The sequence below is a fragment of the Yinghuangia aomiensis genome, from assembly GCF_039542225.1.
Taxonomy (GTDB): Bacteria; Actinomycetota; Actinomycetes; order Streptomycetales; family Streptomycetaceae; genus Yinghuangia; species Yinghuangia aomiensis.
The window spans coordinates 209,018-222,244 of record NZ_BAABHS010000009.1 but is presented as its reverse complement, the minus strand read 5'-3'; the positions used below and the strand labels follow the sequence as shown (position 1 = coordinate 222,244).

Sequence of the window (13,227 nt, the reverse complement as noted above, 5' to 3'; positions counted from 1 at the left end):
CCGGCCGAGGCCGGGCGGTCCCTTCGGGGACTGCCCGGCCTCGGTGCTTCCCCCTCGGTGCGTTCTGCCTAGGCGCGTTCTGCCTAGGCGCGTTCGGCCCTGGTGCGTTCGGCCCTGGTGCGTTCGGCGGCCGCAATCGGCCCCGGCCGCCGCGGAATCGGCCGGGCCTCAGATCTCCGCGCCCGGCCCCTCGTCGCTCTCGGCGCGCTTCTCCTCCTCGGCGCGGTCCGGCGCCACCAACTCCGCCCACACGGTCTTCCCACGGCTGCGGAAGCCGCTGTGCACCTGCACGCCCCACTCGCGGGCCAACCGCCGCACGATGTGCAGCCCGTGGCCGCCCGCGCGCGGCCCCTCGAAGGGGCTGCGCGGCTCCGGCGTCCGGTCGTTGCGGTCGTCGACCTCGATGCGCACCGTGCCGTCCGTGACGATCATCCGCAGCTCGACCGGGCCGCCGCCGTGCAGGCAGGCGTTGGTGACCAGTTCGACGGCGACCAGCAGGATGTCGTCGGCGGCGAGTTCGGTGGGCTGGTCGGGGGCGGGGAGCCAGCCGTACGCCTGCATCGACGTGCGCAGGAAGGTGCGGGAGCGGCCGACGGCACCGGAGGCCGACGTGAACGGCAGCCGCCGCACCTGCCGGCGACCGGGCCGCGGATCGCGCGCGTCCCCGCCGCCGGGGGCCCGGGATCGCATGGCGCTCATCGGTGGGTCCAGTTCGCTCGGGTCGAATGCTCGTGGTGCTCGGGTGCTCGGGTGCTCTGGCGGTGCTGAAGGCGCTGCGGAGGTCGTGCTCGGATGCCGTGCGGGCGGCCGCGGCACCCCGGGGCCGCGCACCCGGATAGTGCCCGTTCCGCGCCGCGGGACACCCCCGCCGGACGGTGAAACGCCCCGGTTCTACCCGCGCAGACCCGCGTTCCCGCGTTGTCGCAGGTCACGTGCGGCGCCACGAGGCGCCCCCACGGGGTGTCCGCGGATCGGCATCCGGATGCGGGAACGCGTTGCGGCATGATCTCCGGGCGGGCCATGCTAGTCCGTGCTGCCTGTCCGCACCGGCCCTGGCGGGCCTCCCAAGCCGTGTGAGGACCCCACATGACCGCCGATTCGCGGGCCCGGCACCGCACGGAACAGCTCAGTCCGGCACCGGCGTCCGTCCCCCGGGCGCGCCGGCTGCTCAGCGACACGCTGGCCGACTGGGGTGTGTTCCCGGACGCGGACCTGGAGTACGACCTGCGCCTGATCGTGTCCGAGCTGGCCGCGAACTCGGTCCGCAACGCCGACCGGCTCACCCCGTCGTTCACCTTGACGATGGTCCTCGGTGACGGCCACATAGGCGTCGGCGTGCACGACGCCGACCCGCGGCCGCCCGCGGCCCGCACCCCCGACGCGCTCGGCGTGGTGCACGAGGTGGTCACCGAGGCGGACGGGATCACCGAGGTCCAGCGCACCGAGGACGGCGGCAAGGCGGTCTGGGTCGTGCTGCCGCTCGGCAAGGCCTGACACCGGGCGGGGGCAGGGCACGACCGGGCGGACCGGACCACCGGCGACGGCGGAAAGCCGGAGGCCCCGGCGCGCCCGCACGGGGCGCGCCGGGGCCTCCGGTCGTGCTCAGCTCTGCGGCGGCTCGAACTTGCTCGTCCGGTTCATGCCCGCGGCGCGGCCCTTCGCGGAGATGACCAGCGCCATCTTGCGGGACGCCTCGTCGATCATCTCGTCGCCGAGCATCGCGGCGCCCTTCTTGCCGCCGGCCTCGGACGTGCACCAGTCGTACGCGTCGAGGATCATCTCGGCGTGGTCGTAGTCGGCCTGGGACGGCGCGTAGACCTCGTTCGCGGCGTCGATCTGGCCGGGGTGCAGCACCCACTTGCCGTCGAAGCCCAGCGCGGCGGAGCGGCCGGCCACCCGGCGGAAGCCGTCGGTGTCCTTGATCTGCAGGTACGGGCCGTCGATCGCCTGCAGGTCGTGCATGCGTGCGGCCATCAGGATCCGCATGAGGATGTAGTGGTACGCGTCGCCCGTGTCGTAGCCGGGCGGCTGCTCGCCGACGACCAGCGACTTCATGTTGATCGACGCCATGAAGTCGGCCGGGCCGAAGATGATCGTCTCGATGCGCGGCGACGCGGCCGCGATCTCGTCGACGTTGACCAGCCCGCGCGCGTTCTCGATCTGCGCCTCGATGCCGATCTTGCCGACCTCCAGGCCGACCGTCTTCTCGATCTGGGTGAGCAGCAGGTCGAGCGCCTTGACCTGGGCGGCGTCCTGCACCTTGGGCAGCATGATGCAGTCGAGGTTCGCGCCGGCGCCCTCGACCACCGTGGTGACGTCGCGGTACGTCCAGTGCGTGGTCCAGTCGTTGACCCGCACGACGCGGATGCGGTCGCCCCAGTCGCCGTTGTTCAGCGCGTCGACGATGGTGTGGCGGGCGCCCTCCTTGGCGAGCGGCGCGCAGGCGTCCTCCAGGTCGAGGAACACCTGGTCGACGGGAAGGCCCTGGGCCTTCTCGATGAAGCGCGGATTGCTGCCCGGAACTGCCATACAGGAGCGGCGGGAACGCAGGCTACGCGATGTGGCGGCCATATGAGGTCCTCCCATTGCATGCGGATCGTGCGGTCAGGTTACTGGCAGGTCACCAGGTCGGCCATGGGGGGTATGCACCGTTCCGGCACGCGAGACGCGGACCGCGGGCGGCGTCCCCGGGCGGCCCCGGCGTGGGACGCTGGCGCCATGACCGACCCCGGTACCGCCGACGCCTTGTTCGACGCCGCGCTCGTCGAGGAGGCCGCGAAGAAGTCCGCGCTGGTGTGGATCGCCGTCCCGGGCCACGCGGCACGCCCGGTGTGGCATGTGTGGCACGACGGCGCCGTGCTGGTCCTCCAGCAGCGCACCGGCGGCGGCGTCGAGCAGCACCTGCCGGGGCTCGCCGAGGCCGCCGCGGTGGAGGTGACGGTCCGGAGCAAGGACAAGGGCGGGCGGCTGGTCGCCTGGGCGGCCGACGTCGCGGTCCTGGCGCCCGGAGCGACCGCGTGGGACGCCGCCGTGGCCGCGCTGCACGGCGAGCGCCTCAACGCGCACGACGGCGACGCCCAGCCGGACCGGTGGGCGCGGGACTGCGTGATCGTCCGGATCGGCCCGGCCCGCGCGATCGCCCACGGCGCGGGGCTGCCCGCCGGCTCGCAGGCCGCGGCGCCAGTGCCCAGCCCCGCGAAGACCCGCGGCGCCGCACCGCGCAATTACTCGTTCGGGAAGCGGCTGCGGGGCCGCTGAGCGGCTCCCGGGAAGCGGGCAGGGGACAGCCCCCGCCCCGGGGGCTACCTTCCGGTGCTCTTGGTGCCCGTCGCCGTGCCGCCGCGGGTCGTGCTGCTGCTTCCGCCGCCCGGTGCCGTTCCGGTGGCCGTGCCGACCGGCGTCTTGCCGCTGCCGGAGGTCGAGTTCGACCCGCTCGGCGGCTTCTTCGTCGAGCCGCCCCGGGTCGGCGCGGGCGACAGGTCCTTGTCGACGACCTGGTCCGGGTCCGGCGCGTTCACGACGGTGCGCTCGTTGTAGCCGAGGAAGTCGACCGAACCACGCGCCTTGGCGTCCGCCGCGGACTCGAACCGCACGAAGTAGGGCGCGCCTTCGGTGGCGACCCAGATCGTGCCGCCGCCCGCGCCCTTGTCCACCAGCGGGATCGCGCGGCGGCCGTTGACGTCGCGCGCCTCGCCCTTCTCCAGCGCGCCGGGCTTGCCGAGCAGCTTCGCGACCAGGCGTTCGATGTACGTGTTGTCGACCAGGCCCGCGAACCGCTTGTCGTTGGCCGGGACCTGGACGTACTTGCCGCTGTTCGCCACGTCGGCCTGGGTGCTGCCGACGTCCGACCAGAACCGCGAGTCGCCCTGGAACCACACCTGGTTCTGCACCCGGGTGACCCGCGCGGTCATGCTGTCCTGCTTGATGGTGCCGTCGCTGCCCGTGCTGGTGAAGTTCATGTCGACCGCGAACGCGTTCTTCCCGCCGTCCCCGACCGAGCCCTTGACGTGCACGAACGCGGCCGCGGCGGTGGCCGCTTGGGCGCGCTGCAGGATCGCCGCCGGGTCGAGGCCGGCCACCTGGTTGCCGAGCGGCAGGCCGACCGACGGCTCGTCGCTCGGGTCGGTGAAGGACCGGTGCGCGGGCTTGCCGACGCTGCAGCCGGCCGCCGCGAGAACCGTGACGGCGACCGCCGCCGCCGCGAAACCCGTCCGCCGTCGGGCGCGTACCTGATCCACCGACAGAATCCTTATCTGAGAAGACGTGTGCAGACTAGCGCGCTCAGCTCGGGTTCTTGGTCGACGTCCCCGACGGCTTCGGGGAACCGCTCGGCGACGAAGGCCCGCCGCCGTCCGCGTCCGTGCCGGGCTTGCCGGTGGGCGATGCGCCGGTGAGCGAACCGTAGTCGACGACCTTGTCCCCCGGCGGCGGACCGACCGGGAAGTCCTGGTTGTACTCGTACAGGTCGAGCCGGCCCGCGTTCAGCCCCGGGCTGTACTGCATCGGGAACGGCGCGGAATCGCCGAGCGCGATGTCGAGCTCGCCGCCGCGGCCCTTGTCGCCGCTGAGGATCAGCGTCTCGATGCCGCGCACGTTCTTCCGGCCGTCCTTCTTGACCTTGCCGCCGAGCCGGAACAGGTCGTCGAGCAGCGGGTGCAGCTGGGTGAACCCGGACAGCCGGGCGAACGCCGGATCGTCCGGCGGGACCTTCACGAACTTGTCGCGCAGCATCTGCGCGGATTCGTCCGCGCCGGGGTCCTGGCGGCCGTCCCGCGGCGCGTAGAGGGACTCGTCGCCGCGCACGAACAGGTCGGCGCCGACCCGCAGCAGCTCGATCTTGGTGCCCGCGGTGGTGACTTCGCCGGTCGCGCCGTCGGTCTTGATGCGCATGTCGATCTGGTACTCGACGTTCTTGGTGACCCATGTGCCGGTCATGTGCACCGCGGTCGCGGTCTTGGCGGCCGTCCGGGCCTGGTCGAGCAGCGTGTCGACCGGGTCGGCGGCGCGGCCGGTCGGATCGTCGCCGGACGAGCAGGCCGCGGAGAACACGGCCACGATCGTCAGCAGTACGGCGGTAGCACGAAGGCGGAGGCGCACCGGATTCCCTGGGGCGGGTGTCGGTCGGGTCACCCGGCAGCGTACAAACTCCGGGCCGGTCGCGGGCCCCCGGCCCCGCGCATCCGGGCTTGCGCGGGGCCGGAGGCCGCCCCGGAGCGCGGGGGCGTTCCGCCGCCGCCCGAAGATCGCGCGGCCCCGCCGGGCGCTACTGTGGCGTCGGGGCGGACCGCGGTGGGGAGTGCGCGGCCGCACGGAGGGGTATCCGGGGATGTCGGCGCCGTCCGGCGCGCGGCGGGGCCGCTCCCCTCCGGGCCCGGACGCAGCGGAGACCACTGAGGACCACGTCGGAGGGAGCGGCATGAGTGCGACGCCGAGCCGGGTGTTCATCTCGCACCTGTCCGCCGCCGCGGTCTTCGACCCGGTCGGCGACCAGGTGGGACGGCTCCGCGACGTGGTCGTGGCGCTGCGCACCGCCGCCCAGCCCCCGCGCGTCCTCGGGCTGGTCGCCGAGGTCACCACCCGCCGCCGCATCTTCGTGCCGATGACCCGGGTGACCAGCGTGGAGACCGGCGAGGTCATCACCACCGGCCTGGTCAACATGCGGCGCTTCGAGCAGCGGCCGACCGAGACCCTCGTCCTGGGCGACATGCTCGACCGGCGGGTGACGCTGGTCGAGACCGGCGAGCAGGTGACCGTCCTCGACGTCGCGATGAGCACCGGCCGCGGACGCGACTGGTACGTGAGCAAGCTGTTCGTGCAGAAAGGCGGCAGCGGTTCCGCGCTGCGCCGCCGCCGCGGCGAGACGCTGACCGTCGACTGGAACGCCGTCACCGGCTTCGAACGCCCCGAGGAGCAGCAGGGCGCCGCGAACCTCCTGGCCACCTTCGAGCAGCTGCGCCCCGCGGACCTGGCGAACGTGCTGCACAACCTGTCCGCGAAGCGCCGCGTCGAGGTGGCCGCGGCGCTGGACGACGACCGTCTCGCCGACGTCCTCGAGGAGCTACCCGAGGACGACCAGGTCGAGATCCTCGGCCAACTGCGCGAGGAGCGCGCCGCGGACGTCCTGGAGGCGATGGACCCGGACGACGCCGCGGACCTGATCTCCGAGCTGCCGGAGGAGACCGCCGAGCGCCTGCTGGACCTGATGGAGCCCGACGAGGCGGAGGACGTGCGGCGCCTGCTCACGTACTCCGACGACACCGCGGGCGGCATGATGACCACCGAGCCGATCGTGCTGGAGCCGGACGCGACGATCGCCGAGGCCCTCGCGCTGGTCCGCAACCCGGACCTGTCGCCCGCGCTGGCCAGCCAGGTGTACGTGTGCCGGCCGCCGACCGAGACGCCGACCGGGAAGTACCTGGGCACCGTGCACTTCCAGCGGCTGCTCCGCGATCCCCCGTTCACGCTGGTCGGCGCGGTCGTGGACACCGACCTGCAGCCGCTGCGCCCGGACACGGCGCTGGCCGACGTGACGAGCTTCCTGGCCGCGTACAACATGGTCGCCGCGCCCGTCGTGGACGAGGACGACCACCTGCTCGGCGCGGTCACCGTCGACGACGTGCTCGACCACCTGCTGCCGGAGGACTGGCGCGAGGGAGCCGTGGACGGCGAGCCGGCCGGAGTGGGCGCGGCGGGTGCGGTCCTCGCGATTCCGCCGAGGGGGCGACGCCGTGCCCCGTGACCCGCAGAGCACCGCGACCGACGAGCGGCGGCGCGGCTCGTCCGACGACCGGCGGCGCCGGCCCCGGCTGGACCAGCCGAGCCTGCCGCGGCGGCGGCTGAGCCCGTTCCCGGAGTACGACCCGGAGTCGTTCGGCCGGATGTCGGAGCGCATCGCACGGTTCCTCGGGACGGGGCGGTTCCTCGTCTACATGACGGCCACGGTCATCGCGTGGATCGGCTGGAACGTGGTCGTGCCGACGCCGCTGCGCTTCGACGAGTACCCGTTCATCTTCCTGACCCTGGCGCTGTCGCTCCAGGCGTCGTACGCGGCGCCGCTGATCCTGCTCGCGCAGAACCGGCAGGACGACCGGGACCGCGTCAACCTCGAACAGGACCGGGCCCGCAACGAGCGCAACATCGCGGACACCGAATACCTGACCCGCGAGGTGGCGTCGCTGCGCATCGCGCTGGGCGAGGTGGCGACCCGCGACTTCCTGCGCTCGGAGCTGCAGGCGCTGGTCAAGGAGCTGGACGAGCGGCGGGAGACGGACTCGGTGCTGTCCGGGGGCGAGCCGGGGTCCGGCTCGGGCCCGGGTTCCGGCGGCGGCTCCGGCACCGGCTCGGGCGGCGGTCCGGACGACGGCGGGCAACCTCCACGCCGGGGTACTTCCGCGGGCACGTAAGCTCATTCGTATGGCAACCCTGGAATCCGGCGGCACGGCCACCTCGGTCTCGGAAGACGACGTCCGGGACGCCCTGGCGACCGTCAACGACCCCGAGATCGGCAAGCCCATCACCGAACTCGGCATGGTCAAATCCGTCGGCATCGCCGCCGACGGGCGCGTCGACGTCGCGGTGTACCTCACCGTGGCCGGCTGCCCCATGCGCGACACCATCACCACGCGGGTCCGCGACGCGGTCGCGGCGGTCACGGGTGTGACGTCCGTCGCGGTCGAGCTGGACGTCATGAGCGACGCGCAGCGCAAGGAACTCGCGACGCACCTGCGCGGCGGCCAGGCCGAGCGCGAGGTGCCGTTCGCCCAGCCGGGGTCGCTGACCCGGGTCTACGCGGTGGCGTCCGGCAAGGGCGGCGTCGGCAAGTCCTCGGTCACCGTCAACCTGGCCGCGGCGATGGCCGCGCAGGGCCTGAAGGTCGGCGTCGTGGACGCGGACATCTACGGCCACTCGGTGCCGCGCATGCTCGGCGTGGACGGCCGCCCGACCCAGGTCGAGAACATGATCATGCCGCCCGCCGCACAGGGCGTGAAGGTCATCTCGATCGGCATGTTCACCCCGGGCAACACCCCGGTGGTGTGGCGCGGGCCGATGCTGCACCGGGCGCTCCAGCAGTTCCTGGCGGACGTGTTCTGGGGCGACCTCGACGTCCTGCTCATGGACCTGCCGCCGGGCACCGGCGACATCGCCATCTCGGTCGCCCAGCTGGTCCCGAACGCCGAGATCCTCGTGGTCACCACCCCGCAGCAGGCCGCCGCCGAGGTCGCCGAACGCGCGGGCACGATCGCCGTGGAGACCCGCCAGACCGTCGCGGGCGTCATCGAGAACATGTCCGGGCTGCCGTGCCCGCACTGCGACGACCACATCCTCGACGTCTTCGGCAGCGGCGGCGGACAGCGCGTGGCGGACGGCCTGTCCCAGGCCACCGGCACCAAGGTTCCGCTGCTCGGCCAGATCCCCATCGACACCCGCCTCCGCGAAGGCGGCGACACCGGCACCCCGGTCGTCCTGGACGCCCCGGACTCCCCCGCCGCCGCCGCCCTCAACGCGATCGCCACGAAGCTCGGCAACCGCCAGCGCGGCCTCTCCGGCATGCAGCTGGGGCTGACCCCGCGGCGCAAGTTCTGACCCAGCCTCCACGGGGCCGAGGACAAGACCCCACGAGCTGCGCGCCGCGGACCACCGCGGCGCGCGGTTCCGTTTCCGGGCCACGTACGTACCGTGGCCGTATGCCGCGCATCGACTACTACGACGATCCCGCCGCTCCCCCGCCCAATTCCCTTGTCGTGGCCGCCTCCGCGGTGGTCGCCGACGATGCCGGACGGGTGCTGCTCGTCCGGCGGGGGGACTCCGGGAACTGGGTGCTGCCGGGCGGGGGCATGGAGCTGGGGGAGTCGCTGGTCGGGTGCGCGGTGCGGGAAGTGCGGGAGGAGACCGGACTCGACGTCGAAGTCACCGGGCTGGTGGGGATCTTCAGCGACCCGAAGCACGTGATCGCGTATGCCGACGGGGAGGTGCGGCAGCAGTTCGCGGTGTGCTTCACGGCGCGCGCCGTGGGCGGGCGGCTCGCGGTGTCGGACGAGTCGACGGACGTCGCGTTCGTCGACGCGGCGCAGCTCGACGCGTTGCCGATGCATCCGACGCAACGGCTGCGCATCGACCACTACGCGGCCGGTTCCGGAACGCCCTACCTGGGGTGAGCGCGGCAGCGTCAGCCGCGCGGCTCCAGCACGAACCCCGCCGCGCCCCGGCTCCGGGCCTCCGCGAGGGCCCGAATCCGGCGGAAGACACGCACGCCGGCCATCGCCTCCCACTCCGCCAGGGTCGCCACCCGCCAGGTGTCGTGTTCGGAGGGATCCAGGACGATGCCGTCGAGGGCCTCCGGGGTCAGGATGCCGCCGTCGAAGACGAACCCCACCTTGTCGCACGGCCACGCCGCGTCGGCGGCGCGGAAGTGGGTGAGCAGGAGCGCCGGTTCACCCGTGAAGACGATGCCGGTCTCCTCGCGGCACTCCCGGACCGCCGTCACGAACGGCGACGCGTCCTCGTGCTCGACGTTCCCGCCCGGCAGCTGCCACGCCTCCGCCGAGCGAACGGACTGCAGCCCCAAGGGGTTTCCGTCCTCGTCGGTGAAGTACAGCGCGCCGTACATCGTGGCGTTCGGCAGGGTGCGGACGTATTCCTCCGGCGGCAGCCAAGTCACCCGACCATGATGCCGCCTCGCCGCCGTCGCCGGTGGCCGCACGCCGACGCCGCCGGTGTTCGGCGCGGGAGCCCTCCGGGCCGAAGCGGCCGAAGCGGCCGCACCCGGCCGTCTCAGCCCTCGTACGCCTTCAGTTCCGGCAGCAGCGCCAGCCCGAGCCCGTACGCGCTCACGCCGCGCCCGTACAGCCCGAGGTACACCCCGGCCGCCTGCCCGGCCAGCACCCAGCCGTACTCCGACTCGCGGTAGCGGAACCGGTTCGGGACGCCGTTGACCGGGATGGCGAGCCCGGTCCAGCCGTCGCCCTCGAGGTTGTCGGCGAGTTCCCACGCCAGGTGGGTCTGCTGGTCCATCCACTCCTGGCGCAGTTCGCGGTCCAGGTCCCACGGCCAGCTGTCGCCCAGCAGCGCGACGCCCGCGACCGAGGCCGCGCTCGCCATCGACGTGGCCTCGAGCATGCCCGCGCCGTCGCCGCTCGGACGCCGGTCGCGCTGCGGCACGGTGACCACCGACACGAACCTGCGCGGCGTCGGGACGCCGGGGCGGCGGCTCGGCGCGTCGCCGTGCCCGAGGGTGCCGTACTCCAGGCCCTCGCGCCCCGCGCACACCGAGGCGAGCCAGCGTCTGCCGTCCCAGCCGGCGTCGAGGCCGTACCAGGGGAAGTCCGCGGTGAGGTACTGCTCCAGCAGCGACGGCCCGCGCTCCGCGTCCGCGTCGTCCGCGGCGGACGCACCCGCCGCCGGTGCCGCGATCGCGGCACCTCCGCCGCCGGTCGGGTTCTGCGCCGCCACGCCGTCGACCCCCGCGTGGCTCATCGTGTCCATGCCTTGCGTGTCCATACCTGCCATCTCCATGGAGCGCCGTGGCCGCTGGGGACCCACCGCCGCAGGTGACACTCGGCACAGGTCCCGCTCTGGCACGGTACGGCCTCAGCCCCCGTGCAGGCGCGGCAATCGCGTACGACCCGCCGTTCGGGCGGGTCGCATGCGCATTATCGGGGGAATACCGGTGGGTCCGTTGCCCAGGTGGCCGATGCGGCCCGCCCAGGGGCCGGATACGGGGCCGTGGCTCAGGTGGCGTCAAGGTCGAACGGCGGGCGCTCGCCCGGCTGGACCCGCGCGGTGTTCTTCTCCATCGAGATGGCGCTGGGCTTCGCCGCGGTGCCCGTGCCGACGTCGGTGTTGGGGTCGAACCGCAGGTCCTTCGACAGGTCGGTGCCCATCTGGCCGAGTTCCTTCAGGCCGAACGCGTCGTCGTCGCCCATCAGGTTCTTGCGCACGAAGGTCTTCGGGTTGAGGTCCTCGAACTTGATGTTCTGGAACTCCGGACCCAGTTCCTTCTGCAGGTCCTCGCGTGCGCTGGTGGAGAACTCGCGGAACTTGCGGATCGTCCGGGCCGCCTCGGCCACCATCTTCGGCAGCTTGTCCGGGCCGAAAATGACGACCGCCAGCACGACGAGCGCGACCATCTCCAATGGACCGACGTCGAACACCTGGACTCCACGCTGCGCGGCAAGGGCCCCCGGTCGGCCGACCGGACCCCAACCACAGTAACTGCCGATCCCGGCGACCGGCACCGTCCCCCTCGATCAAACCACCCAAAGGTCGACCGAAATGCCCGATTTACCCGAAGATGTGACCCCGCTGTCATGCCGACGTCATCCCCCGGTCATGCCGCGGGGCCGAGGGCGGCCCCGCGGCGCTCCGGCGGCTCAGCTGCCGTCCTCGCCCTCCAGCTTCACCGGCAGCTGCAGTTCCTTGCCCTCCCGCTGCACGGTCAGCGTCACCGTGTCGCCCGGCGCCTTGGTGCGCACCGCGACGATCAGCTCCTCGGCGCCGGCGACCTTCTTCCCGTCGATCGCGATCACCACGTCGCCGGGCTTGATGCCCGCCTTGTCCGCGGGCCCGCCCGCGCGCACCGGGGCGCCCTTCGAGGACTTGTCGACGACCCGCGCGCCCGGACCGTCGTAGCCGGTGTCCAGCGACACCCCCATCACCGGGTGCACGGCCTTGCCGTTGTCGATCAGCTGCTGCGCGACCCGCTTCGCCTGGTTGATCGGGATCGCGAACGCCAGGCCGATGCTGCCCGCACCCGACTCGCCGCCGAACGGGTCCGCGCTGTCCGCCGACCGGATCGCCGAGTTCACCCCGATCACCCGGCCCGACGCGTCGATCAGCGGTCCGCCGGAGTTGCCCGGGTTGATCGGCGCATCGGTCTGCAACGCGCTGATGTACGAGACGTCGTCCCCCGAACCCCCCGCGCTCACCGCCCGGTCCTTCGCGCTGATGATCCCCGACGTGACGGTGCCTTCGAGGTTGTACGGCGCGCCGATCGCGATCACCGGGTCGCCCACCTGGGCGGTGTCCGAGTTGCCCAGCGGCAGCGGTGCGAGGCCCTGCACGCCCGTCACCCGGATCACCGCGAGGTCGTACCCGGTGTCCCGGCCGACGACCTTCGCCTCGACCTGCTCGCCGCCGTTGAACACCACGCGGATCGTGCCGCCGTCGGCCGCGTCCGCCACCACGTGGTTGTTCGTGAGGATGTCGCCGCCCTTGTCCAGCACGAAGCCGGTGCCGGTGGCCTGCTTGCCGCCCTTCGACGCGTGGATGTAGACGACGCCCGGGAGCGTGCCCGCGGCCAGCCCGGCCACCGAGTCGCGCGCCCGCGGCGGACCCGACGCGGCGGGCTGGTGCAGCGTCACGGACCGCTCGTCGCGGTCCGCCAACCACGCGCCCAGACCGCCGCCCGCGGCCCCGGCGGCCAGCGCGACGAGGCCGAGGCCGGCGGCGATCCGCCAGGTCAGCCGGAAGGGTGCGCGCGGGGGCTCGGCGACGGTCGCGGGGGCGCCGTACATCGTGTGGCCGTAGGGGTGGTGGCCGTACGGCGGCGGCGCCGCGCCGGCCGGGTTCGCCGGATTCACCGGCGGGGGCGGCGGGCCCGGCTGCGCGTACGGCGGCCCGGCGTTCGGCGGCACCGTCGGCTGCCCGGCCGGGTGCGGAAAGCCCCACGCACCGTCCGGCGCGTCCTCGCCGCGGCCCTCGGGACCGCCCGCCGTGCCGCCGACCTCGTCGCTCATCCTGCGCCTTCCGTCACCGCCGAGGACGCACCCGCCTCGGACCAGCCGGCCGGGCCGACCGCGCCGGCCCCGTCCACCACGCCACACACCGAGCACAAGTGTCCCCGGCCCGCGGGCAATACGCAGAACGGGGTCGTCGCGCGAAGCGGCGATGTTCCGTGGATTGCCCCAGCCGCACCGCAGGCGATCCGCACCACCGGAATTCGCCGAAGCCGCACGGTACGGCCCCGCGCCCGCTCCCCGCCCGGAATTCCGCAGCCCGCGGCCACAACCGAGCAGCCGGCCAAGGGCGACCGAACGCGTCGGCCGAATGCCGCAGCCGGACACGTCCGGTCGGATGACGCGCGGGAGCCCGACAGCCCGCACGCGCGGAGATGCCCCGCCGCGCAGGCCGACGCGCCCCGGAGACCGGACGCGCCCACCGGGACCCGCGCCGCATACGTCCGCACACGTCAGTCGCGGGCACCGGCCCGGCCGGTACCCGCTTCGTCTT

General features: G+C 73.4%; 14 protein-coding genes. 6 read left to right on the top strand and 8 right to left on the bottom strand.

Annotated features, from left to right (window positions below):
* Positions 1–168: 168 nt before the first annotated feature.
* Complete coding sequence (locus tag ABEA93_RS14815; RefSeq protein ID WP_345675969.1) at positions 169–699, bottom strand: ATP-binding protein; 531 nt, start codon at positions 697–699, stop codon at positions 169–171.
* A 387-nt stretch (positions 700–1,086) separates the two neighbouring features.
* Here ABEA93_RS14815 and ABEA93_RS14810 point away from each other — a divergent pair, with 387 nt between their 5' ends.
* Positions 1,087–1,494 (top strand): ATP-binding protein, encoded by a 408-nt coding sequence (locus ABEA93_RS14810; RefSeq protein ID WP_345675968.1) that lies wholly within the window; start codon positions 1,087–1,089, stop codon positions 1,492–1,494.
* Positions 1,495–1,602: 108 nt separating this feature from the next.
* Here the strand turns inward: ABEA93_RS14810 and ABEA93_RS14805 are convergent, their stop codons facing one another.
* Complete coding sequence (locus ABEA93_RS14805) at positions 1,603–2,571, bottom strand: HpcH/HpaI aldolase/citrate lyase family protein (protein ID WP_345675967.1); 969 nt, start codon at positions 2,569–2,571, stop codon at positions 1,603–1,605.
* A gap of 147 nt (positions 2,572–2,718) precedes the next feature.
* On the opposite strand from ABEA93_RS14805, the gene ABEA93_RS14800 reads away from it, so the two are divergent.
* A complete protein-coding gene (locus tag ABEA93_RS14800; protein WP_345675966.1) occupies positions 2,719–3,258 on the top strand; it encodes a hypothetical protein in 540 nt (179 codons plus the stop codon).
* 44 nt (positions 3,259–3,302) lie between these two features.
* On the opposite strand, the gene ABEA93_RS14795 is transcribed toward ABEA93_RS14800, so the two are convergent.
* Positions 3,303–4,238, bottom strand: coding sequence for a hypothetical protein (locus ABEA93_RS14795; RefSeq protein WP_345675965.1), 936 nt, complete (start codon positions 4,236–4,238; stop codon positions 3,303–3,305).
* Between the two features lie 43 nt (positions 4,239–4,281).
* Complete coding sequence (locus ABEA93_RS14790) at positions 4,282–5,097, bottom strand: hypothetical protein (RefSeq protein WP_345675964.1); 816 nt, start codon at positions 5,095–5,097, stop codon at positions 4,282–4,284.
* 319 nt (positions 5,098–5,416) lie between these two features.
* Here ABEA93_RS14790 and ABEA93_RS14785 point away from each other — a divergent pair, with 319 nt between their 5' ends.
* The 4 genes from ABEA93_RS14785 to ABEA93_RS14770 all read left to right on the top strand — a co-directional run bounded on the left by ABEA93_RS14785 (position 5,417) and on the right by ABEA93_RS14770 (position 9,155).
* Complete coding sequence (locus ABEA93_RS14785; protein WP_345675963.1) at positions 5,417–6,739, top strand: magnesium transporter MgtE N-terminal domain-containing protein; 1,323 nt, start codon at positions 5,417–5,419, stop codon at positions 6,737–6,739.
* A complete protein-coding gene (locus tag ABEA93_RS14780) occupies positions 6,729–7,403 on the top strand; it encodes a DUF1003 domain-containing protein (protein WP_345675962.1) in 675 nt (224 codons plus the stop codon). Before ABEA93_RS14785 ends, ABEA93_RS14780 begins: the two co-directional genes overlap by 11 nt.
* A gap of 10 nt (positions 7,404–7,413) precedes the next feature.
* Complete coding sequence (locus ABEA93_RS14775) at positions 7,414–8,583, top strand: Mrp/NBP35 family ATP-binding protein (RefSeq protein ID WP_345675961.1); 1,170 nt, start codon at positions 7,414–7,416, stop codon at positions 8,581–8,583.
* Between the two features lie 101 nt (positions 8,584–8,684).
* The gene (locus ABEA93_RS14770) at positions 8,685–9,155 is read left to right on the top strand and encodes an NUDIX domain-containing protein (RefSeq protein WP_345675960.1); all 471 of its coding nucleotides are present in this window, start codon (positions 8,685–8,687) and stop codon (positions 9,153–9,155) included.
* Positions 9,156–9,166: 11 nt separating this feature from the next.
* Here the strand turns inward: ABEA93_RS14770 and ABEA93_RS14765 are convergent, their stop codons facing one another.
* From ABEA93_RS14765 to ABEA93_RS14750, 4 genes are all read right to left on the bottom strand, one after another.
* Positions 9,167–9,658 carry an NUDIX domain-containing protein gene (locus ABEA93_RS14765; RefSeq protein WP_345675959.1) on the bottom strand — a complete coding sequence of 164 codons (492 nt, stop codon included), beginning with the start codon at positions 9,656–9,658 and terminating at the stop codon, positions 9,167–9,169.
* A gap of 113 nt (positions 9,659–9,771) precedes the next feature.
* On the bottom strand, positions 9,772–10,497 hold the full coding sequence (locus ABEA93_RS14760) for a hypothetical protein (RefSeq protein WP_345675958.1): 726 nt from the start codon (positions 10,495–10,497) through the stop codon (positions 9,772–9,774).
* Positions 10,498–10,727: 230 nt separating this feature from the next.
* Positions 10,728–11,150 (bottom strand): sec-independent translocase, encoded by a 423-nt coding sequence (locus ABEA93_RS14755; protein WP_345675957.1) that lies wholly within the window; start codon positions 11,148–11,150, stop codon positions 10,728–10,730.
* 219 nt (positions 11,151–11,369) lie between these two features.
* On the bottom strand, positions 11,370–12,734 hold the full coding sequence (locus tag ABEA93_RS14750; protein WP_345675956.1) for a S1C family serine protease: 1,365 nt from the start codon (positions 12,732–12,734) through the stop codon (positions 11,370–11,372).
* Between the last annotated feature and the right edge of the window lie 493 nt (positions 12,735–13,227).

Coding starts and splice junctions, on each gene's coding strand:
- ABEA93_RS14785 (WP_345675963.1), top strand. CDS start 5,417: ATGAGTGCGACGCCGAGCCGGGTGTTCATCTCGCACCTGTCCGCCGCC.
- ABEA93_RS14810 (WP_345675968.1), top strand. CDS start 1,087: ATGACCGCCGATTCGCGGGCCCGGCACCGCACGGAACAGCTCAGTCCG.
- ABEA93_RS14805 (WP_345675967.1), bottom strand. CDS start 2,571: ATGGCCGCCACATCGCGTAGCCTGCGTTCCCGCCGCTCCTGTATGGCA.
- ABEA93_RS14815 (WP_345675969.1), bottom strand. CDS start 699: ATGAGCGCCATGCGATCCCGGGCCCCCGGCGGCGGGGACGCGCGCGAT.
- ABEA93_RS14770 (WP_345675960.1), top strand. CDS start 8,685: ATGCCGCGCATCGACTACTACGACGATCCCGCCGCTCCCCCGCCCAAT.
- ABEA93_RS14775 (WP_345675961.1), top strand. CDS start 7,414: ATGGCAACCCTGGAATCCGGCGGCACGGCCACCTCGGTCTCGGAAGAC.
- ABEA93_RS14750 (WP_345675956.1), bottom strand. CDS start 12,734: ATGAGCGACGAGGTCGGCGGCACGGCGGGCGGTCCCGAGGGCCGCGGC.
- ABEA93_RS14760 (WP_345675958.1), bottom strand. CDS start 10,497: ATGGACACGCAAGGCATGGACACGATGAGCCACGCGGGGGTCGACGGC.
- ABEA93_RS14800 (WP_345675966.1), top strand. CDS start 2,719: ATGACCGACCCCGGTACCGCCGACGCCTTGTTCGACGCCGCGCTCGTC.